Below are 22,321 nucleotides of genomic sequence, written 5' to 3'. Positions count from 1 at the left end.
GCAGTCGATCAGAGATCGGCCGGCAGCGGCTCTTTCAGCCAGGTCTGCGAGTTCTTTTCCAGTGCGCCGTCAGCCTTGGCGGTGTTGAGGATGTCGTTGACCTTGGCCAGCAACGCCGCTTCGTTCTTGTTCACACCGACGTAGACCGGCGAATCCTTGAGCTTCACTTTCAGCGCCGGTACGCGCTTGGGGTTCTTCTCGCTGATGGCCACCATTACCACGTTGCCGCTGGCGATCAGATCGACCTGGCCTGCCAGATAAGCGGCGATGGTCGAGTTGTTGTCTTCGAAACGTTTGATGGTCACGCCTTCGGGGGCGACTTTGCTCAGCTCGATGTCTTCGATGGCGCCACGGGTGACGCTGATGGTCTTGCCCTTGAGGTCGTCGAGGCTGGTGATCGCAGCGTCGGGCGGGCCGAACACGGCGAGATAGAACGGCGCATAGGCGCGGGAGAAGTCGATGACCTTCTCGCGCTCGGGGTTTTTGCCGAGGCTGGAAATCACCAGATCGACCTTGCCAGTGGTGAGGAACGGGATGCGGTTGGTGCTGTTGACCGGGGTCAGTTCGAGTTTGACCTTGAGTTGATCCGCGAGCAGTTTCGCCGTGTCGATATCCAGGCCGCGCGGCTTCATGTCCGGGCCGACCGAGCCGAACGGCGGGAAGTCCTGGGGCACGGCAACTTTCAGCGTGCCGCGTTTGACCACGTCGTCCAGACCGTCGGCGTGAGCGGGGGCCTGGCACAGCAGCAGGCCGGCAAACAGGGAAGCGAGGAGGGCGCTGTAACGCTGGGTCATGGACTATCTCCGGATCGGCGGGAAGTGGTTGCTGCGATCGGACAGAGCATGGGCCGTGCCAAGAGGCAGATTTCGCCCCGGCAGGCCGCGGCATCAGCGGCTTGGTTCGGTCTTACTGGTCTGAACAGTCAGCTCGGTTTTCGCACTGCGATGGCGCATCGGCTGCACGCGCCGAACCCCGCTGGGGCACGACTTGCCGGACTCGACGAATAGCTTTACAACTAGCCGCACCTTGGCCCTGACGCGTCCGCACATCATGAATTCGATCTCCCGCGCCGTACCCGAAGTGGCGCTGCAAGCGATCCGCAAACTGATCACCGAGCAGGGCTTCGGTGCCGGCGACGCGTTGCCTTCGCAACGGGATCTGGCGCTGCAACTGGGCGTCAGCCGGGCATCGTTGCGTGAAGCGTTGTCGTCGCTCAGTGCACTGGGCGTGGTCAGCATTCAGCCGGGCAAGGGCGTGTTCGTGCAGTCACCGGTCGAATTGTCGCGCGGCGACAACGCGCCAGGCTGGTCGTTTGCGGCGCAGGCATCACCGCTGGATATCTTTCAATTGCGCTATGCGCTGGAGGGCTTTGCCGCCGGGCTCGCCGCCACAACCTTGAGCACGTTCGATCTGGATGCGCTGGAGGACAACGTCGCGGCGATGCGCGAGCACTTGCGCGGCGGCGACTTTGAAGCGGCGGCGAAACTCGACTTCGAATTTCACCGGCGCATCCTCCTCGCCAGCGGCAATCAGGCGATGCTGAGCATCCTCACCGCCAGCGCCGAGATTTTTCTCGAGAGCCAGAAACTGCCGTTCATCCGCGCCGAGCGCGCCATGGAAACCTGGCAGGAACACCGCAAGATCCTCCGCGCACTGGCCCGCCGTGCGTCGGGAGCAGCGCAAAAAGCCATGCAGGAACATGTGCGCAACGCCGCCCTGCGTACCGGAATCGCCTTCATCGCTCCCGCCACGGCGTGAGTTGAGCTATACCCAAACTCATCAAGGGCCATAGCAACACTCAATCATCTGCGGCTTCCTGAACAAGGGAAGGGCGGCTATGATGGGCCACGTTTTTTTGCTTACAACCTGGAGAATTCCATGAGCAGCGATCTGATCAAACACGTTAGCGACGCTAGCTTCGAAGCCGACGTACTCAAGGCCGAAGGCGCTGTCCTGGTCGACTACTGGGCTGAATGGTGCGGCCCTTGCAAAATGATCGCACCGGTTCTGGACGAGATTGCCGAGACTTACAAAGGCAAGCTGACCGTCGCCAAACTGAACATCGACGAAAACCAGGAAACCCCGGCCAAGCATGGCGTGCGTGGTATCCCGACGCTGATGCTGTTCAAGAACGGCAACGTTGAAGCGACCAAGGTCGGCGCACTGTCGAAGTCGCAGCTGGCGGCGTTCCTCGACGCCAACATCTGAGCGTCGCAGTAAAACGCTGAAAAAAAGCCCCGCAAATCGCGGGGCTTTTTGCGTATTCAGGGCTAGACGCTCCGAAACTCAGGTGGTACATTCGGCCCCGCACTGGTTTCTCCAATGCCCCCTGCTAGCCGTCGCCGACGCACTCCTTTTCGAATTAGTTCGCGATCCTGTCGCCTTCTCCGCGGCGCGGCCTCATTAAGCCAAAAGCTTAATTTCCCCCCCTCCATAAATGATTACGTCATTCCTATATGAATCTGACTGAACTCAAGCAAAAGCCGATTACCGAACTGCTCGAATTGGCCGAACAGATGGGCATAGAAAATATGGCCCGTTCGCGCAAGCAGGACGTGATTTTCTCCCTGCTGAAAAAGCACGCGAAAAGCGGCGAGGAAATCTCCGGTGATGGCGTGCTGGAGATTCTCCAGGACGGCTTCGGCTTCCTGCGCTCCGCAGACGCTTCCTACCTCGCCGGCCCTGACGACATCTACGTCTCGCCGAGCCAGATCCGCCGCTTCAACTTGCGCACCGGTGACACCATCGTTGGCAAGATCCGCCCTCCGAAGGAAGGCGAGCGGTATTTCGCCCTGCTCAAGGTCGACACGATCAACTTCGATCGTCCGGAGAACGCGAAAAACAAGATTCTCTTCGAGAACCTGACGCCGCTGTTCCCGACCGTGCGCATGAAGATGGAAGCCGGCAACGGTTCCACCGAAGACTTGACCGGTCGCGTGATCGACCTGTGCGCGCCGATCGGCAAAGGCCAGCGTGGCCTGATCGTCGCACCGCCGAAAGCCGGTAAAACGATCATGCTGCAGAACATCGCAGCGAACATCGCCCGTAACAATCCTGAAGTTCACCTGATCGTGCTGTTGATCGACGAGCGTCCGGAAGAAGTGACCGAAATGCAGCGCACCGTGCGCGGCGAAGTGGTTGCCTCGACCTTCGACGAGCCGCCGACCCGTCACGTGCAGGTTGCTGAAATGGTGATCGAGAAGGCCAAGCGCCTGGTCGAACACAAGAAAGACGTGGTGATCCTGCTCGACTCCATCACTCGTCTGGCCCGTGCCTACAACACCGTGATCCCGAGCTCCGGCAAGGTATTGACCGGTGGTGTCGATGCCCATGCCCTCGAGAAGCCGAAACGTTTCTTCGGTGCCGCGCGTAACATCGAAGAAGGCGGCTCGCTGACCATTATCGCCACCGCGCTGGTTGAAACCGGCTCGAAGATGGACGAAGTGATCTACGAAGAGTTCAAGGGTACCGGCAACATGGAGCTGCCTCTGGATCGCAAGATCGCCGAGAAGCGTGTGTTCCCGGCTATCAACATCAACCGCTCCGGCACCCGCCGCGAAGAGTTGCTGACCGCCGACGACGAACTGCAGCGCATGTGGATTCTGCGCAAGCTGCTGCACCCGATGGACGAAGTTGCCGCCATCGAGTTCCTGGTCGACAAGCTGAAAACGACCAAGACCAACGACGAGTTCTTCTTGTCGATGAAGCGCAAGTAATACGCTGGCGTTTCAACAAAGGACGCTCCCGCAAGGGGGCGTTTTTTTTGCCCCGAAAAATCTCGCGGCCATCACGGATATCTGTTGATGGGCCGATTTTTGCGGCGTCGGCAGCGCACTCCCGAGTTCAAGGCCTGCGCCTTCGCCGCAGCGCGGGGGCCACAATCGAGCGATGACGGGCTGCTGTTTGCCCGTCAGAGCAGGTAGGATGTACGCCTATTTTGAGGGTGCCATCGTCAATGAAATTCAAGGATCTTCGGGATTTCGTGCAGCAGCTTGAGCAGCGCGGAGAGTTGAAACGCATCCAGATTCCCGTCTCGCCGGTGCTGGAGATGACTGAGGTGTGCGACCGCACGCTGCGGGCCAAAGGCCCGGCACTGTTGTTCGAGAAGCCCACCGGTTACGACATTCCGGTGCTCGGCAATCTGTTCGGCACCCCCGAGCGCGTGGCCATGGGCATGGGCGCCGAGTCGGTCAGCGAGCTGCGCGAAATCGGCAAGCTGCTGGCCTTTCTCAAGGAGCCGGAGCCGCCGAAGGGCTTGAAGGACGCGTGGTCGAAACTGCCGATCTTCCGCAAGATCATTTCGATGGCGCCGAAAGTGGTCAAAGACGCGGTGTGCCAGGAAGTGGTCATCGAAGGCGACGATGTCGATCTGGCGATGTTGCCGGTGCAGACCTGCTGGCCCGGCGACGTCGGCCCGCTGATCACCTGGGGCCTGACCGTCACCAAAGGCCCGAACAAGGAACGCCAGAACCTCGGTATCTACCGCCAGCAAGTGATCGGCCGCAACAAGGTAATCATGCGCTGGCTCAGCCACCGTGGCGGCGCCCTCGATTTCCGCGAGTGGTGCGAGAAGCACCCGGGCCAGCCGTTCCCGGTGTCCGTGGCCCTGGGCGCCGATCCGGCGACGATTCTCGGTGCCGTGACGCCGGTGCCGGACAGCCTTTCGGAATATGCTTTCGCCGGTCTGCTGCGGGGTAACCGCACCGAACTGGTCAAGTGCCGTGGCAACGATCTGCAAGTGCCGGCCACCGCCGAAATCATTCTTGAAGGCGTGATTCATCCGGGCGAGATGGCCGACGAAGGCCCGTATGGCGACCACACCGGTTACTACAACGAAGTCGACAGCTTCCCGGTGTTCACCGTCGAGCGCATTACCCACCGGATCAAACCGATCTATCACAGCACTTACACCGGCCGTCCGCCGGATGAGCCGGCGATTCTCGGCGTGGCGCTGAACGAAGTGTTCGTGCCGATCCTGCAGAAGCAGTTTCCGGAGATCACCGACTTCTACCTGCCGCCGGAAGGTTGCTCGTACCGCATGGCTGTGGTGACAATGAAGAAGTCGTATCCGGGGCATGCCAAGCGCGTGATGCTCGGCGTCTGGTCGTTTTTGCGACAGTTCATGTACACCAAGTTCGTTATCGTCACTGACGACGATATCAACGCCCGCGACTGGAACGACGTGATCTGGGCCATCACCACGCGCATGGACCCCAAGCGCGACACGGTGATGATCGACAACACGCCGATCGACTACCTCGACTTCGCCTCGCCGATTTCCGGCCTGGGCTCGAAAATGGGCCTGGATGCCACCCACAAGTGGCCGGGCGAAACCACCCGCGAGTGGGGCCGCGTGATCGTCAAGGACGCCGCCGTCACCCAACGGATCGATGCCATCTGGAACCAGTTAGGAATAGATTGATGCGTGTAACCCTGCAGCCTTCCGGAGCAGTGCTCGAGATACAGCCCGGTGAGCGGATTCTCGACGGTGCGCGGCGCCTGGGCTATGACTGCCCGCAAAGCTGCCGCAACGGCAATTGCCATGTGTGTGCAGCGCTGCTGGTGGAGGGCCGCGTCGAGCAGGCCGGCAAAGTCCACGATCATGGCGAGTTCTACACCTGCATCGCCGCACCGCTGGAAGACTGCGTGCTGCTGTGGGATGGCGTACTCGCATTGGGTGAGCTGCCGGTGCGCAGCCTGTCGTGTCAGGTCATCGAGTGTCGCGAGGTCGGTGGCGACACCTGGCGCGTGCGTCTGCGTGCACCGGCCGGCAAGCCGCCGCGTTATCACGCCGGGCAGTATTTGATGATCGAGCGCGAGAGCGGCGAGAAATCCGCCTTCTCGATGGCTTCGGCACCCCACGGCGGGCGTGATCTGGAAATTCACGTGCTGGCGCGCGAAGCCAGTGCGTTGAGCCTGATCGAACAGCTGCAACGCAACCCGCTGGTGCGTGTCGAGCTGCCCTTTGGCGATACCCACTTGGCCGAATTGCCTGACGGTCCGCTGGTGCTGATCGCCGCTGGCACCGGCATGGGCCAGATTCATGCCTTGATCGAGCATTGCCGCGCTGAAGGTTTCAAGCATCCGGTGCATCTGTACTGGGGCGTGCGCCGCCCGGAAGATTTCTATCAGATCGAACACTGGGACGAATGGCTGAAGCTGCCCAATCTGTTCCTGCACAAAGTGGTCAGTGACCAGTGCGGCTGGGAAGGGCGCTGCGGCATGCTGCACGAGGCGGTTTGCGAAGATTTCCCTGATCTGAAGCCGCTACATGTCTATGCCAGCGGTTCGCCAGCGATGGTTTACGGCACCCTGGATGCGCTGGTCGAGGCGGGCATGGATGCGCATCAGATGCGCGCCGATGTGTTCGCCTATGCGCCGCGCTCTTGAAAATGTGGGAGCGAGCTTGCTCGCGAATGCCGTTTTTCAGTCACCATTGACGTCGCCTGACAGATTGCTTTCGCGAGCAAGCTCGCTCCCACATTGGTTTTATGCGTTATAACTCCGCTTATAGCCGATCGGTATTTATGTAATTGAATAAATACCGCTAGGTTATATATCAATCAGGCAATTAATCACCGCCGGTGTGATGGCACTTAATTTGCCTTAAAACATATGTGCCTTATTGTTACAGCGGTGCGTTCTATTAAGTAATTCTTCACCCGCGGGGAGCTGAACGCTATTCGCCATGAGCGCCATTGAAAACGCAATTCTGAACCTGGCTTACCCTCCGCGGCTCGATCTTGGGCCGCAGCTGACGCACGAACAACTTCTCGCTTCCATGCAATCGACCATGGCGCGCCACAAGGGCGGGCCGGTGTGGCTGTTCGCGTATGGTTCGCTGATCTGGCGGCCGGAGTGCACGGCAGTCGAGCGCATGCGCGGTCGCGTGCACGGCTACCATCGCGGCTTGTACCTGTGGTCCCACGAGCACCGCGGTACACCGGAAATGCCCGGCCTGGTGTTCGGTCTGGATCGCGGCGGTTCGTGCAGTGGCTTTGCCTACCGCTTGCCGGAAGACAATCTCGATACCGCGCTGTATGCCCTGTGGAAACGTGAGATGCCGTTTCCGTCGTATCGCCCGCACTGGCTCAATTGCCGGCTCGAAGATGGCACTCAGGTGCAGGCCTTGGGCTTCGTTCTGGAGCGTCACCTGCCGAGCTACGCCGGCAACTTGCCGGATCATGTGCTCAGCCAGGTATTCGCCAGCGCCAGCGGGCGCTACGGCACCACTCGCGATTATGTCGAGCAGACCGCGCACGCCCTGCGCAGCCACGCCATGCCGGATCGAAATCTGGAGGCGCGGCTCAAGCGCTGTAAATCACACAGCGATCAGGCGACCGCTTCACGGCTCTGACTGGCGACTTGCTTGTGCCACAGCGTTGGCGCAAGGAAGGCCATCGCCAGCAGGCAAGCGCCGACCAGCAGCACGAAACCGCCATCCCAGCCGAAGTGGTCAACGGTGTAGCCCATCGCCGCACTGGCCGCGACCGAACCCCCCAGATAACCGAACAGACCGGTGAAGCCCGCTGCGGTACCGGCGGCTTTCTTCGGTGCCAGTTCCAGCGCTTGCAGACCGATCAGCATCACCGGGCCGTAGATCAGGAAGCCGATCGACAACAGGGCGATCATGTCGACCATCGGGTTGCCGGCCGGATTGAGCCAGTACACCAGAGTCGCCACAGTCACCAGGGCCATGAACACCATGCCGGTCAGGCCACGGTTGCCACGGAAGATCTTGTCCGACATCCAGCCGCACAGCAGCGTGCCCGGAATGCCCGCCCACTCGTAGAAGAAATAGGCCCACGAGGTCTTATCCACGGTGAAGCCCTTGGCTTCCTTCAGGTACGTCGGCGCCCAGTCCAGCACGCCGTAGCGCAGCAAGTAGACGAAAACGTTGGCCAGAGCGATGTACCAGAGCATTTTGTTACGCAGCACGTATTTGACGAAGATTTCCTTGGCGCTGAATTCGTCTTCGTGGCTGGCGTCGTAGCCTTCCGGGTAGTCGTTCTTGTACTGCTCGATCGGCGGCAGGCCGACCGATTGCGGGGTGTCACGCATGGTGATGAAGGCGAATACCGCCACGCCCAGCGCGACCGCTGCCGGGACGTAGAACGCCGCGTGCCAGTCGTTGAACAGGCCCATGCCGATCAGGAACAGCGGGCCGATCAGACCGCCGCCGACGTTATGCGCCACGTTCCACACCGACACCACGCCGCCGCGTTCCTTCTGCGACCACCAGTGCACCATGGTCCGCCCGCTCGGCGGCCAGCCCATGCCCTGCGCCCAGCCGTTGATGAACAACAGAATGAACATCATCGTCACGCTGGACGTTGCCCACGGCGCGAAACCGAAAATGAACATCACCCCGGCCGAGACCAGCAGACCGAACGGCAGGAAGAAGCGCGGGTTGGAACGGTCGGACACCAGGCCCATGAGGAACTTCGACAGACCGTAAGCAATGGCGATCGCCGACATCGCCAGACCGAGGTCGCCACGGCTGTAGCCTTCGTCGATCAGGTACGGCATGGCCAGGGAGAAGTTCTTGCGCAGCAGGTAGTAACCGGCGTAGCCGATAAAGATACCGGCGAAGATCTGCCAGCGCAGGCGGCGGTAGGTGCTGTCTATTTTTTCTTCAGGCAATGGAGCCTGATGTGCGGCAGGACGAAAGAAAGCAAACATTCAAGAGCTCCAGTTTTCTTGTTTTGACTGCGGATGCGAATGTTACAGTTTCGTTACCGAAAATAGCATCGCTTCACGTCGGCAAAACAGCGGAAATTTGGGCAGATGAGCGTTCCTTTATGAACATGTCGCTCTGAGATAAGAAGGCGGCGCTGAGGGGATGGTGGCTCGGGTGGGTTTCTGCGGTTTGACGTATGGAAGAGGCAGACCTCAACGGTAAAGCGATCCGGATGGTTGCTCCGGATCGCTCCATGTTGTTAACGAACCTGAACGACAACCTTGCCCACAGCCTTGCGCTGGCCAAGATCATCGATCGCCTGCGCGGCATTGCTCAGCGGATACACCTGCGACACCAGCGGTTTGAGTTTGCCCTCGGCAAACCAGGCAAACAGCTGCTGGAAGTTTGCTGCGTTGTCCTGGGGTTGGCGCTGGGCAAAGGAGCCCCAGAACACGCCGAGCACCGCCGCGCCTTTGAGCAGGGCGAGGTTGACCGGCAGTTCCGGGATGCGTCCGCTGGCGAAGCCGACCACCAGCAGGCGGCCGTTCCAGGCGATGGCGCGAATGGCCTGGTCGAACAGGTCGCCGCCGACCGGGTCGTAGATCACGTCGGCGCCCTGGCCATCGGTGAGGCGTTTGATCTCGTCCTTCAGACTGGCTTCGCTGTAGTTGATCAGCTCATCGGCGCCGGCAGCCTTGGCCACCGCGAGTTTTTCGGCGCTGCTGGCGGCAGCGATCACGCGGGCACCCATGGCTTTGCCGATCTCCACTGCGGCGAGGCCGACGCCGCCCGATGCGCCAAGCACCAGCAGGGTTTCGCCCGCTTGCAGGTTGGCGCGTTGTTTGAGCGCGTGCATCGACGTGCCATAGGTCATGCTGAATGCAGCGGCGACGTTGAAATCCATCGACGGCGGAATCGGCAGGACGTTGTAGCCCGGCACCGCCACCTGCTCGGCAAAACTGCCCCAACCGGTCAGCGCCATGACCCGGTCGCCGACTTTCAGATGGCTGACCTTTTCCCCGACTTCGCGCACCACGCCCGCCGCTTCACCGCCTGGCGAAAACGGGAAGGGCGGTTTGAACTGGTATTTGCCCTCGATGATCAGCGTGTCCGGGAAATTGACTCCGGCAGCGTGCACGTCCAGCAGGATTTCATTCTTCTTGGCGACAGGACTGGCGACGTCTTCCAGCACCAGCGATTCGGCAGGGCCGAAGGCTTTGCACAGCACGGCTTTCATCAGGGCTATTCCTTTGGGAGTGATGGCCGATAAGTGTAGGTGTGTGAATCAACGGGTCAACGAGCATGCCCGGCCCTGATAGTCAGCCATAAGCTTGTGCTTGCGCGGCGGGTCGTTATGCTAGGCCGCAAACCGGATAAGGAGCGAATTGTGAAAGCGTGGATCATGTTGTTGCTGGCCCTGTCTCTGCCTGTGGCAGCACTGGCCGAAGAAGCCAAAGAAGGCGAGGCGCCGAAGGTCAATTACATCACCCTGAGCCCGCCGTTCGTCGGCAACTATGGCCTCGACGGCACCGCCAAGCTCAAGGTCTACAAGGCCGATGTGGCCCTGCGCGTAACCGGTGAAGAGGCGACCAAACTGGTCAAGGCCAACGAGCCGCTGATCCGCAATCAGCTGGTGGCGTTGTTCACTCAACAGTCGACCGAGGCGATGGGCAGCATCGAGGGCAAGGAAAAGCTGCGTCAGGAAGCGTTGAAGCAGACCCAGCAGGTCATGAATGACGAGACCGGCAAGCCTGTTGTTGAGGATCTGTTGTTCAACAACCTGATCATTCAGTAAGTCATAAAAGTCAAAAGATCGCAGCCTTCGGCAGCTCCTACATTTGGAACGCGAGCCCCTGTAGGAGCTGCCAAAGGCTGCGATCTTTTTGCGCGTCAACGCAACGCAATTACCGCCGCCCACTGTTCTGGTGTGACCGGCATCACCGACAACCGCGAGCCCTTCTGCACCAGTGGCAGCTCCGCGAGCGCCGTCTGCTGCTTCAGATAATCCAGCTTCAACACCCGTTTGAACGTCTCGACATGCTCGACATCGATCGCGCTCCAGGCATTTTTTTCTGCTGTAGCCTTCGGATCGAAGTAATGGCTGTCCGGCTCCAGCGCCGTCGGATCGGGATAGGCCGCTTCAATAATCTTGCCGATCCCGGCAATCCCCGGCTCCGGGCAGCTGGAATGGTAGAAAAAGAACTCGTCGCCGACCGCCATCGCCCGCAGGAAATTGCGCGCCTGATAGTTGCGAACCCCGTCCCAGCGCGCCTTGCCGAGCTTTTCCAGGCCCTTGATCGAGAGTTCGTCGGGCTCTGATTTCATCAGCCAGTAGGCCATGTCTTGTGCTCCTGAAACGGTCATTGGGCAGGTTGTCGGGCAATTTTATGACAAACCGACAGTCGGTTGACGTCAGCGTTTGCGCACAGGTTCACGTTGCCGCAAAATGCCGGCCTTTAAAGCTTGACGCTGCTGCACGGCCTACGAACGGAAACCGCTGCTGTCATCGTGATGATGTGCCTTGAGGGGGGCAATCGATGAAACGCAAACCGGATTTGCTATGGACTTTGGTAATTTTGTTTGGCCTGGGCGTGGTAACCACCGGTTACGCGCAGAGCCTGTGGGCCAACAAGACCGATGCGCCGATTGAAGTGGCGCAACAGGTGCAACAGTCGACCGCTTTCAAACGCTGAACCTGTATCTTCGACGCCGCTGTTCCGTGCGGCGTCTACTCTGCGAAATACCACGCCTTGTCGGTGACCGTGCCTTGTAACGGCACATCCCAGCTCGCCTGCGCCAAACGCTCGACCTTCTGACATTCATGGGCCAGGCCCAGCAGCGTCGGCTTGCGCCAGTTTTTGCGCCGGGCCAGATAGGCGAGGCTGCGGTCATAAAATCCGCCGCCCATGCCCAGGCGCCCGCCGACATCGTCAAACCCCACCAGCGGCAACAGCACCAGATCCAGCGCCCAGACCTTGCGTTGCCGAGCCAGATTGGCCCGGGGCTCAAGGATGCGGAAACGATTGGGCATGAGCTTTTCGCCGGGGCGGATGCGCTGGAAGACCATTTTCGTTCTTGGCCAGGCACTGAGTACCGGCAGATAAGTCGCCTTGCCGCGACGCTGGGCTTCGCGCAGGAGCAGGCGCGGATCGATTTCACCGTCGGTGGGCAAATACAGAGAGATATGTTTTGCCCGTCGAAAGTGCGGGTCTTGCGCCAATTGCCGGAACAGGCCTTTGGCAGCCTGGCGTTGTTCGCCTGGCGTCAGTGCGCGGCGCGACTTGCGCAGCAGGCGGCGGAGTTGCGGGCGGGGCAGCAGCGCGGGTTCGGTCATGGTTCGGCTTCGGCAGGTGGATGCAAAAACGTACGCATAAAAAATCCGATGTCGGCATACACCGACATCGGATTCGAATCAGGCTCCCCGGATGAACCGCTGTCAACTCAGCCCTTGAACCCGAAAGTTCAAGGTGGAAGAAGCAGTAGACTTTAAGGCTTTCCGTCTAGCGGACATGCACACCAGCCCAACGTGCAACTTCCAGGGTAGTGCGAATCGGCTCCGGGACATCGTCAACTGGCAAGCACCCCAGGGAGTGCCGCGAGTATACCTCAAGCTGCCAGTCGAATCAGCCCTTGGCGGTGTTCTGATCGTCGGCCAGGACCAGATCGACACGATCAAGCAAGTCGCGCACCTGTTCGCGGGTCGAACCGCTGGCCTGGATGTCCGGGCGCTCTTCTTTGTGCAACAGGTCGTGGGTGATGTTCAGCGCGGCCATCACGGCAATGCGGTCGGCGCCGATGACTTTGCCGCTGCTGCGGATCTCGCGCATCTTGCCGTCCAGGTAGCGGGCGGCGCTGACCAGATTGCTGCGTTCTTCCGGCGGGCAGATGATCGAATACTCTTTGTCGAGGATCTGCACGGTAACGCTATTGCTTGAACTCATGAGTCTTGCTCCAGGGCCTTGAGGCGCGAAATCATCGATTCGACCTTACGCCGGGCGATTTCGTTTTTTTCAATGAGGTGAGCGCGTTCCTCGCGCCAGGTTTTTTCCTGAGCTAGTAAGAGTGCGTTTTGACTCTTAAGTTGCTCGACTCGGCCAATCAGCAGTTCGAGTCTGGCCATCAGCGCTTGCAGGTCGGTGTCTTCCATTGGGTCCACGTGTTCGTCTGATGGGTGGTGACTGGCGGACAGCCTTTAATGGTCTTGGCTGGGCTGTCGATGTAGGATACAAGGCCTTCATTCTAGACATAGCGCCGTCTGGCGCCTAGCTGCCCATGACCATTGCGAATTCCCCGTACCAAGCCTTTGCCACCCTGCTGACTGCCAGCGGCCACAACGTCTCGCCTGCCGAACTGCACGGCGTGCTGCTCGGGCGCAGTTGCGCCGGGGCCGGCTTCGATCACGAAGGCTGGCTGATCGACGCCGCCGAACTGCTCGAAGGCGAGATCCAGGACAACGTCCGCAACGCCCTGATCGGCCTGCAGGAGATGGTCAAAGGCGAGCTGACCGGCGACGACGTCACTGTCGTGCTGCTGCTGCCGACCGACGATGCGCCGCTGGCCGACCGCGCTGCTGCACTGGGCGAATGGTGCCGGGGCTTCCTCAGCGGTTTCGGCCTGAACTGCCGCGACAGCAGCATGCTCAGCACCGAAGCCACCGAAGTGCTGCAGGATCTGGCCGCCATTTCCCAGGTGCAGGACGCGCTGGAAGAATCCGAAGACGGCGAATCCGACTACATGGAAGTCATGGAATACCTGCGCGTCGCGCCGTTGCTGCTGTTCTCGGAAACCAAAAAAGCCGATGTGCCGCCAGCCGCCAAGCCGTCGTTGCATTAATCGCGTGCCAGGGAAAGCCATCTGCCCATGACCCATATCCCCAAAGCGGAATACAGCCGTCGCCGCAAGGCCCTGATGGCGCAGATGGAACCCAACAGCATCGCGATCCTGCCCGCCGCCGCGGTGGCCATCCGCAACCGCGACGTCGAGCATGTCTACCGCCAGGACAGCGACTTCCAGTACCTCAGCGGTTTTCCCGAGCCACAAGCCGTCATCGTCCTGATGCCCGGTCGCGAGCACGGTGAGTACATCCTGTTCTGCCGTGAACGCAACGCCGAACGCGAATTGTGGGATGGCCTGCGCGCAGGGCAGGAAGGCGCGATCCGCGAGTACGGCGCCGACGATGCTTTTCCGATTACCGACATCGACGACATCCTCCCGGGCCTGATCGAAGGCCGCGACCGGGTGTATTCGGCGATGGGCAGCAATCCCGAATTCGATCGGCACCTGATGGACTGGATCAACGTGATCCGCTCCAAGGCGCACCTCGGCGCGCAGCCGCCGAATGAATTCGTTGCCCTGGATCATCTGCTGCACGACATGCGCCTGTATAAATCGGCGGCAGAAGTGAAGGTGATGCGCGAAGCCGCGCGGATCTCGGCGCAAGCGCATATCCGCGCGATGCAGGCCAGTCGTCCGGGGCTGTATGAATATAGCCTCGAAGCCGAACTGGATTACGAATTCCGCAAGGGCGGGGCGAAGATGCCGGCCTACGGTTCGATCGTCGCCGCCGGGCGCAACAGCTGCATCCTGCATTACCAGCAGAATGACGCGCTGCTCAAGGATGGCGATCTGGTGTTGATCGACGCTGGTTGCGAGATCGACTGCTACGCCAGCGACATCACCCGCACATGGCCGGTCAACGGCAAGTTTTCGCCGGAGCAGAAGGCGATCTACGAGTTGGTGCTGGCTTCGCAGGAAGCGGCGTTCGCCGAGATCGCCCCCAACAAGCACTGGAACCAGGCGCACGAAGCCACGGTGCGGGTGATCACTACGGGTATGGTCAAGCTTGGTTTGTTGCACGGTGAGGTTGACGAGTTGATCGCCAGCGAAGCCTACAAGGCTTTCTATATGCACCGTGCCGGCCACTGGCTGGGTATGGATGTGCATGACGTCGGCGAGTACAAGGTCGGCGGCGAATGGCGCGTGCTGGAGGTCGGCATGGCGCTGACCGTGGAGCCGGGCATCTACATCGCGGCGGACAATCAGAACGTGGCGAAGAAATGGCGTGGCATTGGCGTGCGCATCGAGGATGACGTGGTCGTGACCCGGTCCGGCTGTGAAATCCTCACCAGCGGCGTGCCGAAAACCGTCGCCGAGATCGAAGCGCTGATGGCACAAGCAAGGACACACGCAGCATGAGTCGAGTCAATCTGGCAATCATCGGTGGCGGTCTGGTCGGCGCCAGTCTGGCGTTGGCGTTGCAGGCCGGGGCCAAGGCGCAGGGCTGGAAGATCGTCCTGATCGAACCGTTCGCCCCCGGCGACAGCTGGCAACCGAGCTACGACGCCCGCTCCTCGGCACTGTCGTTCGGCTCGCGGCAGATTTATCAGCGCCTGGGCGTGTGGCAGGAAATTTCCCGCCGCGCCGAGCCGATCAAACAGATTCACGTCTCCGACCGTGGCCGCTTCTCCACCGCGCGTTTGTCGGCGATGGAAGAAGGGGTTCCAGCGCTCGGTTACGTGGTGGAAAACGCCTGGCTCGGCCAGTGCCTGTGGCAACACCTGGACAAAGACGTGATCACGTGGCGCTGCCCGGCGGAAGTCACGCGCATGGAACCGTTGGCCGAGGGCTATCGCCTGACCCTCAACGATGAAACCACGCTGGAATGCGACCTCGCGGTGCTCGCCGATGGCGGCCGTTCCGGGCTGCGCGAACAGTTGGGCATCAACGTGCGCACGCGCCCTTACAACCAGAGCGCACTGATCGCCAACATCACCCCGAGTGAAGCGCACAACGGCATGGCCTTCGAGCGCTTTACCGATGAGGGGCCGATGGCCCTGCTGCCGCTGCCGGACAATCGCTGCGCACTGGTGTGGACGCGGCTGGGCATGGACGCAAAGCGTCTGACCGAGTTGAGCGAGCGTGATTTTCTCAGCGAGCTGCAAGGCGTGTTCGGTTACCGCCTCGGCACTTTGAAACAGGTCGGCGCACGGCATCTTTATCCCCTGTCACTGATCGAAGCTGAAGAACAGGTGCGCTCGCATCTGGCCGTGCTCGGCAACGCCGCACACAGCCTGCACCCGATCGCCGGCCAGGGCTTCAACCTGTCGCTGCGTGACGCCGACGCCCTGGCTGCTGCGCTGCTGGCCAGCGACAAGCCGCTGGGCGACTTCGCCACGTTGCAGGCCTATCGCGAGCGGCAGCGCCTTGATCAGGACATGACGGTGGGCTTCTCCGATCAGGTCACGCGCCTGTTCGGCAGCAGCCAACCGCTGGTGTCGCTGGGGCGCAACCTCGGCCTGCTCGGCCTCGACCTGCTGCCACCGGCCAAGCGCTGGTTCGCGCGGCAGGCGATGGGTCTGGGAACCCGTCCGGATGCTTGAGTGGCTGGCCGGCATTTTCATTTTCAGGATCGCGCCACCAACAGGCGCGCTCGGTAAAACCCTTTACATGCGGCGCAAGCCGCAAGCGAGACAGGCCTAAAGCATGGAAATGCGCGCAGATCTGCTGATTGTCGGAGCCGGAATGGTCGGCAGCGCCCTGGCGCTGGCGCTACAGGACAGTGGGCTGGAAGTGCTGCTGCTCGACGGCAGCCCGTTGAGCGTGAAACCGTTCGATATCGAAGCGGCGTTCGAACCGCGCGTCAGTGCATTGTCGGCGGCGAGCCAGCGCATCCTCGAACGCCTCGGCGTCTGGGTGGGCATCGCCCAACGGCGCAGCAGCCCGTACACCGACATGCACGTCTGGGACGGCAGCGGCACCGGGCAGATTCATTTCTCGGCGAGCAGCGTACATGCCGAGGTGCTCGGCCACATCGTCGAAAACCGCGTGGTCCAGGATGCGCTGCTCGAGCGTTTGCATGACTGCGACCTCGGCATGCTGGCCAATGCGCGGCTGGAGCAGATGCGTCGCTCCGGCGACGACTGGCTGCTGACCCTGGCCGATGGCCGCACCTTGCGCGCGCCGCTGGTGATCGCGGCGGACGGCGCCAATTCAGCGGTGCGCCGTCTCACTGGGGTGGCGACCCGCGAGTGGGATTATCTGCATCACGCCATCGTGACGAGCGTGCGCTGCAGCCAGCCGCACCGCAAAACCGCCTGGCAGCGCTTTACCGATCACGGGCCATTGGCGTTTTTGCCGCTGGAGCGTGATGGTCAGCAGGACTGGTGCTCGATCGTCTGGTCGACCACACCGGCTGAAGCCGAGCGCTTGATGGCGCTGGAAGAGACTGCGTTTTGCGCTGAGCTGCAGCGAGCCTTCGAGGGACGCCTCGGTGAGGTCATCAGCTCTGATCCGCGGTTGTGCGTACCGCTGCGTCAGCGTCACGCCAAGCGTTATGTCGCAGAGGGCCTGGCGTTGATCGGTGATGCAGCGCACACCATTCACCCGTTGGCGGGGCAGGGTGTGAACCTTGGCTTCCTCGATGCCGCCGTGCTGGCGGAAGTGCTGCTGCAAGCGCTTGAGCGTGGTGAGCGACTGGCGGATGTCAAAGTGTTGAGCCGTTATGAGCGCCGGCGCATGCCACACAATCTGGCGCTGATGGCGGCGATGGAAGGCTTCGAGCGGTTGTTCCAGGCCGACCCGCTGCCACTGCGCTGGTTGCGCAATGCCGGGTTGAAGCTGGTCGAGCAGATGCCCGAGGCGAAGGCGTTGTTTGTGCGCGAGGCGCTGGGGTTGACTGGGGATCTTCCAGCTCTGGCAAAGCCCTGACCGCCTCATTGAGGCTGATGGCCCCTTCGCGAGCAGGCTCGCTCCCACTGTTGAGATGCATTCCAATGTGGGAGCGAGCCTGCTCGCGAAAGCGTCCGCCCACTTACCCCAGTTTTGAGCCGTGCAACATCTGGTAACGCCTTCCCCCAGTGTTCGATTGTGGTGGTAAATGTGAGTCCTTATCATTTGGCCCACCTTTCCCGACCGTGAGACCACTCCCATGTTGGCACCCAAGCGTCTTCTGACCGCACTGGCCTTGACCCTGATCGGCAGCACCACTGCCCAGGCCGCCGATGAGGTGGTGGTTTACTCGTCGCGTATCGATGAGCTGATCAAACCGGTATTCGATGCCTACACCGCCAAGACCGGGGTGAAGATCAAGTTCATCACCGACAAGGAAGCGCCGCTGATGCAGCGCATCAAGGCCGAAGGTGAAAACGCCACCGCCGACCTGCTGCTCACCGTCGATGCCGGCAACCTGTGGCAGGCCGAGCAGATGGGCATCCTCCAGCCATTCACCTCGAAAACCATCGACACCAACATTCCCGCGCAGTATCGCTCGTCCACCCACGCCTGGACCGGCCTGAGCCTGCGCGCGCGGACCATCGCCTATTCCACCGAGCGGGTGAAACCGGGCGAACTGACCACTTACGAAGCGCTGGCCGACAAGAATTGGGAAGGCCGCCTGTGCCTGCGCACGGCGAAGAAGGTCTACAACCAGTCGCTGACTGCGACCATGATCGAAGTTCACGGCGCCGAGAAGACCGAGAAAATCCTCAAGGGCTGGGTCAACAACCTGTCCACCGACGTGTTCTCCGATGACGTTGCAGTACTGGAAGCGATCAACGCCGGGCAGTGCGACGTCGGCATCGTCAACACTTACTATTACGGTCGCCTGCATAAGCAGAAGCCTGAACTGCCGGTGAAGCTGTTCTGGCCAAATCAGGCCGATCGTGGTGTGCATGTGAACCTGTCGGGCATCGGCCTGACCAAACACGCGCCGCACCCGGAAGCCGCGAAGGCTTTGGTTGAATGGATGACCACGCCTGAGGCACAGAAGATTTTTGCCGATGTGAACCAGGAATTCCCGGCCAACCCGACGGTGCCACCTTCGGAAGAAGTGGCGGCGTGGGGCAAGTTTGTTGCCGATACCTTGCCGGTAGAAGTGGCGGGCAAGCGTCAGGCGGAGGCGATCCGGATGATGGATCGGGCGGGGTGGAACTGAGGCGTTTCGTGTAACTGTTGATCTTTCAAGATCGCTCCCTCACCCCAGCCCTCTCCCGGAGGGAGAGGGAGCCAACTTGTGTTTCTTTCGAAACTTGAGTTCGACTCAATATCTCAGGTCGATGTAGTTTGCATGAGCACCTCGGTCAGTTCCCTCTCCCTCCGGGAGAGGGCTAGGGTGAGGGCAGCAATCCCAACCTGAAATACGCAATCCAAGAACACCCCAATCCCTCCAGAGACCCAAAAGTGGCCCACCCCGCCCAACGCCGCTGGTACCCCATCGTCTTCGCCATCGCCCCGCTGGTGCTGTTGCCGCTGAGCGTGCTGCTGCTGTCGTGGCAGACCATCGATCAGCAGATCTGGTCGCACCTGTGGCAAACCCAGATGCCGCGTCTGCTCGGCAATACCCTGACGCTGATCCTCGGCGTCGGTGTCGGCGTGACCCTGCTGGGTGTCAGCCTGGCGTGGCTGACCAGCCTCTGCGAATTTCCCGGTCGGCGCTGGCTCGACTGGGCGCTGATGCTGCCCTTCGCCATCCCTGCCTATGTACTGGCGTTCGTCTTCGTCGGCCTGCTCGATTTCGCCGGCCCCGTGCAAACCCTGCTGCGCGAATGGTTCGGCAGCGGCCTGCGCCTGCCGCGAGTGCGGTCCACCGGTGGGGTGATCGTGGTACTGGTGCTGGTGTTTTATCCCTACGTTTATCTGCTGGCGCGTACCGCGTTCCTGGCGCAGGGCAAAGGTTTGATGGAAGCGGCGCGGGTGCTCGGCCAGTCGCCGTGGCAGGCGTTCTGGCGGGTTGCGCTGCCGATGGCGCGTCCGGCGATTGGCGCGGGCGTGGCGCTGGCGCTGATGGAAACCCTCGCCGATTTTGGCGCGGTGTCGGTGTTCAACTTCGACACCTTCACCACGGCCATCTACAAAACCTGGTACGGCTTCTTCAGCCTGCCCAGCGCTGCGCAACTGGCCAGTCTGTTGCTGCTGGTAGTGATGCTGGTGCTGTACGGCGAGCGCCGGGCACGCGGGGCGAATCGGGCCAGCAACGAGCGGCCACGGGTGAAGGCGCTGTATCACCTGCGCGGGCTCAAGGCGTTCGCGGCGACAGGCTGGTGTGGATTGGTGTTCGCCTGCGCCTTCCTTATCCCGGTGCTGCAACTGATCGTGTGGTTCTGGCAGCGCGGACGCTTCGATCTGGACGAGCGCTACGCCGGGCTGATCCTGCACACCCTGTATCTGGGGGCGATGGCCGCGCTGATCACCGTCAGCGTTGCGCTGTTGCTGGCATTTGCCCGGCGTCTGGCGCCGACCCCAGCCATCAACTCCGGCGTCGGTCTGGCCAATCTCGGCTACGCCTTGCCCGGTTCGGTGCTGGCGGTGTCGATCATGCTCGCCTTCAGTTATCTGGATCGTGAGCTGGTGGTTCCGCTTTCGTCATGGCTCGGCGGTGCGGGCAAACCGTTGTTGCTTGGCAGTCTCGCGGCGTTGCTGATGGCGTATCTGGTGCGCTTCATTGCCGTGGCGTATGGGCCGCTGGAAAGCAGTCTGGCGCGTATACGGCCATCTTTGCCCGAAGCGGCACGTAGCCTGGGTGTCAGTGGGCCGCGACTGTTTTTCAAAGTGTATCTGCCGCTGCTGCTGCCCGGCACCTTGAGCGCCGCGTTGCTGGTGTTCGTCGATGTGCTCAAGGAAATGCCTGCGACCCTGCTGATGCGCCCGTTTGGCTGGGACACGCTGGCGGTGCGCATTTTTGAAATGACCAGTGAAGGCGAATGGGCGAGGGCGTCCTTGCCGGCATTGACGCTGGTGCTGGTCGGGTTGTTGCCGGTGATCGGATTGATTCGACGTTCGGCGCACCGAAACACTTAGTAGTGAGTCCTACATCATGCGGCTACAATGCGCGGCATTCGGTGCGGTTCGTCTGACAGACCCGTGCGCTGGAATCGGCTGCAAGCCTTATTCATCAAGGCTTTCCGCCGTATAGCGGCGGTCCGCACCCTCGCCACGCCCGGAAGGAGAAACCCATGGGACAGCGTACGCCTCTGTATGACCTGCACCTCGCGCTCGGCGCGAAGATGGTCGATTTTGGCGGTTGGGACATGCCACTGCATTACGGCTCGCAGGTCGAGGAGCACCACGAAGTGCGCCGCGATTGCGGGGTGTTCGATGTTTCCCACATGACCGTGATCGATGTCACCGGCGCTCAGGCCAAGGCCTGGCTCCAGCATTTGCTGGCCAACGACGTCGAACGTCTGCACCGCCCCGGCCGGGCGTTGTACAGCACCATGCTCAATGAGCGCGGCGGCATCGTCGACGACATGATCGTCTATCGCCTCGAGGACGCGTACCGGCTGGTGTTCAACGCCTCGACCCGCGATCAGGATCTGGCCTGGATGAACGCCCAGCTCGGCAATTACGAGGTGCAACTGCACGAGCGCTCCGAGTTGGCGATGCTCGCCATCCAGGGCCCGCAGGCCCGGCACAAGATCGCCGAACTGGTCACCCAGTCGCGCGCCACGCTGATCCAGCAACTCAAACCTTTCGAAGGCGCCATCGACGGCGACTGGTTCATCGCTCGCACCGGTTACACCGGCGAGGATGGCCTGGAAATCTGCCTGCCGGCGAATCAGGCGCCGGGCTTCTTCAACGACTTGGTCGGTGCGGGTATTTCGCCAATCGGCCTCGGTGCTCGCGACACCTTGCGCGTCGAGGCCGGAATGAACCTGTACGGTCAGGACATTCATCAGGACGTTTCACCACTGGCCTCGAACATGGCCTGGAGCATCGCCTGGGAGCCGGCCTCGCGGCAGTTCATCGGCCGCGCGGCGCTGGAGGCGGAAAAAGCCGCCGGTGTGGCGCACAAACTGGTCGGTCTGGTACTGGAAGAGCGCGGCGTTTTGCGCGCTCACCAAGTGGTTCGCATCGCCGATGTTGGCGAAGGGGAGATCACCAGTGGTAGTTTCTCTCCTACGCTGAGCAAATCGATTGCCCTGGCGCGTGTACCGATGGCAACCGCCGACCGCGCCGAAGTGGAAATCCGTGGCAAGTGGTACCCGGTACGGGTGGTCAAACCGACCTTCGTGCGCCATGGCAAAACCTTGATCTAACCTTTTCTGGCGGGCATGACCGCTGACCAATTTCCGAGGAACCGAAGATGAGCGATATCCCTGCCGAACTGCGATTTGCCGAAAGTCATGAATGGGCGCGTCTGGAAGCCGACGGCACCGTCACCGTGGGCATCAGCGATCATGCGCAGGAAGCGCTGGGCGACGTGGTGTTCGTCGAACTGACCGAAGTCGGCAAGGTGTTCGCCGCCGGTGACCAATCCGGCGTGGTCGAGTCGGTGAAAGCCGCCTCCGACATCTACGCCCCGGTCAGCGGTGAGGTCATCGCGATCAACGAAGAGCTGGGCGGCTCGCCCGAACTGCTGAACTCCGACCCGTACGGCGCGTGGATCTTCAAGCTCAAGCCAAGCGACAAGGCCGAGCTGGACAAGCTGCTGGATGCTGCTGGGTACAAGGCTGCAATCGGCGAGTAAGTCGCCGGCAACACCCAAAGCCCCGATTCGTCGGGGCTTTTTTATGGGCGACGAATATCCCTTTGTGGGAGCGAGCCTGCTCGCGAAAGCGCCATATCAGTCGATGCCAATGTGTCTGAAACACTGCTTTCGCGAGCAGGCTCGCTCCCACAGGGGCGGCGTGATCTTGAAAATTCGCC

23 protein-coding genes and 1 other RNA gene are annotated in these 22,321 nt (G+C 61.3%); 16 read left to right on the top strand and 8 right to left on the bottom strand.

Annotated features, from left to right (window positions below; translation table 11 throughout):
* Positions 1-8: 8 nt before the first annotated feature.
* Positions 9-794, bottom strand: coding sequence for a transporter substrate-binding domain-containing protein (locus tag ND528_RS06485; protein ID WP_041476905.1), 786 nt, complete (start codon positions 792-794; stop codon positions 9-11).
* Between the two features lie 256 nt (positions 795-1,050).
* On the opposite strand from ND528_RS06485, the gene ND528_RS06480 reads away from it, so the two are divergent.
* The 6 genes from ND528_RS06480 to ND528_RS06455 all read left to right on the top strand — a co-directional run bounded on the left by ND528_RS06480 (position 1,051) and on the right by ND528_RS06455 (position 7,357).
* Positions 1,051-1,758, top strand: a complete 708-nt coding sequence (locus ND528_RS06480; RefSeq protein ID WP_263469941.1) for a FadR/GntR family transcriptional regulator — start codon at positions 1,051-1,053, stop codon at positions 1,756-1,758.
* 120 nt (positions 1,759-1,878) lie between these two features.
* A complete protein-coding gene (trxA, locus tag ND528_RS06475) occupies positions 1,879-2,208 on the top strand; it encodes a thioredoxin TrxA (protein WP_003206727.1) in 330 nt (109 codons plus the stop codon).
* Between the two features lie 248 nt (positions 2,209-2,456).
* Positions 2,457-3,716, top strand: a complete 1,260-nt coding sequence (rho, locus tag ND528_RS06470) for a transcription termination factor Rho (protein WP_003229334.1) — start codon at positions 2,457-2,459, stop codon at positions 3,714-3,716.
* 239 nt (positions 3,717-3,955) lie between these two features.
* Entirely contained in the window at positions 3,956-5,422 is a 1,467-nt protein-coding gene (gene ubiD / locus ND528_RS06465) for a 4-hydroxy-3-polyprenylbenzoate decarboxylase (protein ID WP_212617407.1), read from the top strand.
* Positions 5,422-6,390, top strand: a complete 969-nt coding sequence (locus tag ND528_RS06460) for a CDP-6-deoxy-delta-3,4-glucoseen reductase (RefSeq protein ID WP_137214370.1) — start codon at positions 5,422-5,424, stop codon at positions 6,388-6,390. The genes ubiD and ND528_RS06460 overlap by 1 nt, the downstream gene beginning before the upstream one ends.
* Before the next feature lie 298 nt (positions 6,391-6,688).
* Positions 6,689-7,357: a gamma-glutamylcyclotransferase gene (locus ND528_RS06455; protein WP_024014748.1), complete on the top strand. Its 669-nt coding sequence runs from the start codon at positions 6,689-6,691 to the stop codon at positions 7,355-7,357.
* Here ND528_RS06455 and glpT read toward each other — a convergent pair.
* Entirely contained in the window at positions 7,333-8,682 is a 1,350-nt protein-coding gene (gene glpT / locus ND528_RS06450) for a glycerol-3-phosphate transporter (protein ID WP_024014747.1), read from the bottom strand. The genes ND528_RS06455 and glpT overlap by 25 nt on opposite strands.
* 257 nt (positions 8,683-8,939) lie before the next feature.
* Positions 8,940-9,917: an NADPH:quinone oxidoreductase family protein gene (locus tag ND528_RS06445; RefSeq protein WP_212617405.1), complete on the bottom strand. Its 978-nt coding sequence runs from the start codon at positions 9,915-9,917 to the stop codon at positions 8,940-8,942.
* A 150-nt stretch (positions 9,918-10,067) separates the two neighbouring features.
* Between ND528_RS06445 and ND528_RS06440 the strand changes: the two genes are divergently transcribed.
* A complete protein-coding gene (locus ND528_RS06440) occupies positions 10,068-10,475 on the top strand; it encodes a flagellar basal body-associated protein FliL (RefSeq protein ID WP_056791694.1) in 408 nt (135 codons plus the stop codon).
* 95 nt (positions 10,476-10,570) lie between these two features.
* On the opposite strand, the gene ND528_RS06435 is transcribed toward ND528_RS06440, so the two are convergent.
* Complete coding sequence (locus ND528_RS06435; RefSeq protein ID WP_263469940.1) at positions 10,571-11,020, bottom strand: EVE domain-containing protein; 450 nt, start codon at positions 11,018-11,020, stop codon at positions 10,571-10,573.
* A gap of 197 nt (positions 11,021-11,217) precedes the next feature.
* Between ND528_RS06435 and ND528_RS06430 the strand changes: the two genes are divergently transcribed.
* Positions 11,218-11,373 (top strand): hypothetical protein, encoded by a 156-nt coding sequence (locus tag ND528_RS06430; RefSeq protein WP_024014743.1) that lies wholly within the window; start codon positions 11,218-11,220, stop codon positions 11,371-11,373.
* Between the two features lie 35 nt (positions 11,374-11,408).
* On the opposite strand, the gene ND528_RS06425 is transcribed toward ND528_RS06430, so the two are convergent.
* The 4 genes from ND528_RS06425 to ND528_RS06410 form a co-directional block, all read right to left on the bottom strand.
* Complete coding sequence (locus ND528_RS06425; protein ID WP_263469939.1) at positions 11,409-12,014, bottom strand: 5-formyltetrahydrofolate cyclo-ligase; 606 nt, start codon at positions 12,012-12,014, stop codon at positions 11,409-11,411.
* A gap of 80 nt (positions 12,015-12,094) precedes the next feature.
* Positions 12,095-12,273: non-coding RNA, 6S RNA (ssrS, locus tag ND528_RS06420), on the bottom strand.
* 30 nt (positions 12,274-12,303) lie between these two features.
* Positions 12,304-12,621 carry a cell division protein ZapA gene (locus ND528_RS06415; protein ID WP_016772632.1) on the bottom strand — a complete coding sequence of 106 codons (318 nt, stop codon included), beginning with the start codon at positions 12,619-12,621 and terminating at the stop codon, positions 12,304-12,306.
* Positions 12,618-12,827 (bottom strand): TIGR02449 family protein, encoded by a 210-nt coding sequence (locus ND528_RS06410; RefSeq protein WP_007911197.1) that lies wholly within the window; start codon positions 12,825-12,827, stop codon positions 12,618-12,620. The genes ND528_RS06415 and ND528_RS06410 overlap by 4 nt, the downstream gene beginning before the upstream one ends.
* Positions 12,828-12,952: 125 nt before the next feature.
* Here ND528_RS06410 and ND528_RS06405 point away from each other — a divergent pair, with 125 nt between their 5' ends.
* The 8 genes from ND528_RS06405 to gcvH all read left to right on the top strand — a co-directional run bounded on the left by ND528_RS06405 (position 12,953) and on the right by gcvH (position 22,142).
* Positions 12,953-13,513, top strand: a complete 561-nt coding sequence (locus tag ND528_RS06405; RefSeq protein ID WP_130911327.1) for a YecA/YgfB family protein — start codon at positions 12,953-12,955, stop codon at positions 13,511-13,513.
* 27 nt (positions 13,514-13,540) lie between these two features.
* Positions 13,541-14,875 carry a Xaa-Pro aminopeptidase gene (gene pepP, locus ND528_RS06400; protein ID WP_130911328.1) on the top strand — a complete coding sequence of 445 codons (1,335 nt, stop codon included), beginning with the start codon at positions 13,541-13,543 and terminating at the stop codon, positions 14,873-14,875.
* Complete coding sequence (gene ubiH, locus ND528_RS06395) at positions 14,872-16,059, top strand: 2-octaprenyl-6-methoxyphenyl hydroxylase (protein ID WP_263469938.1); 1,188 nt, start codon at positions 14,872-14,874, stop codon at positions 16,057-16,059. The genes pepP and ubiH overlap by 4 nt, the downstream gene beginning before the upstream one ends.
* A 109-nt stretch (positions 16,060-16,168) precedes the next feature.
* The gene (locus ND528_RS06390; RefSeq protein WP_263470094.1) at positions 16,169-17,386 is read left to right on the top strand and encodes a 2-octaprenyl-3-methyl-6-methoxy-1,4-benzoquinol hydroxylase; all 1,218 of its coding nucleotides are present in this window, start codon (positions 16,169-16,171) and stop codon (positions 17,384-17,386) included.
* A gap of 220 nt (positions 17,387-17,606) precedes the next feature.
* Entirely contained in the window at positions 17,607-18,611 is a 1,005-nt protein-coding gene (locus ND528_RS06385; RefSeq protein ID WP_263469937.1) for an extracellular solute-binding protein, read from the top strand.
* Between the two features lie 245 nt (positions 18,612-18,856).
* Positions 18,857-20,473, top strand: coding sequence for an ABC transporter permease (locus ND528_RS06380; RefSeq protein WP_263469936.1), 1,617 nt, complete (start codon positions 18,857-18,859; stop codon positions 20,471-20,473).
* 155 nt (positions 20,474-20,628) lie between these two features.
* Entirely contained in the window at positions 20,629-21,711 is a 1,083-nt protein-coding gene (gcvT, locus tag ND528_RS06375) for a glycine cleavage system aminomethyltransferase GcvT (protein ID WP_263469935.1), read from the top strand.
* A 47-nt stretch (positions 21,712-21,758) separates the two neighbouring features.
* On the top strand, positions 21,759-22,142 hold the full coding sequence (gene gcvH, locus ND528_RS06370; protein ID WP_125925399.1) for a glycine cleavage system protein GcvH: 384 nt from the start codon (positions 21,759-21,761) through the stop codon (positions 22,140-22,142).
* The last annotated feature ends 179 nt before the right edge of the window (positions 22,143-22,321 follow it).

The sequence above is a fragment of the Pseudomonas mercuritolerans genome (genome assembly GCF_025706525.1).
GTDB classification, from domain to species: Bacteria; Pseudomonadota; Gammaproteobacteria; order Pseudomonadales; family Pseudomonadaceae; genus Aquipseudomonas; species Aquipseudomonas mercuritolerans.
This window is presented reverse-complemented; position numbering and strand designations above follow the sequence as displayed.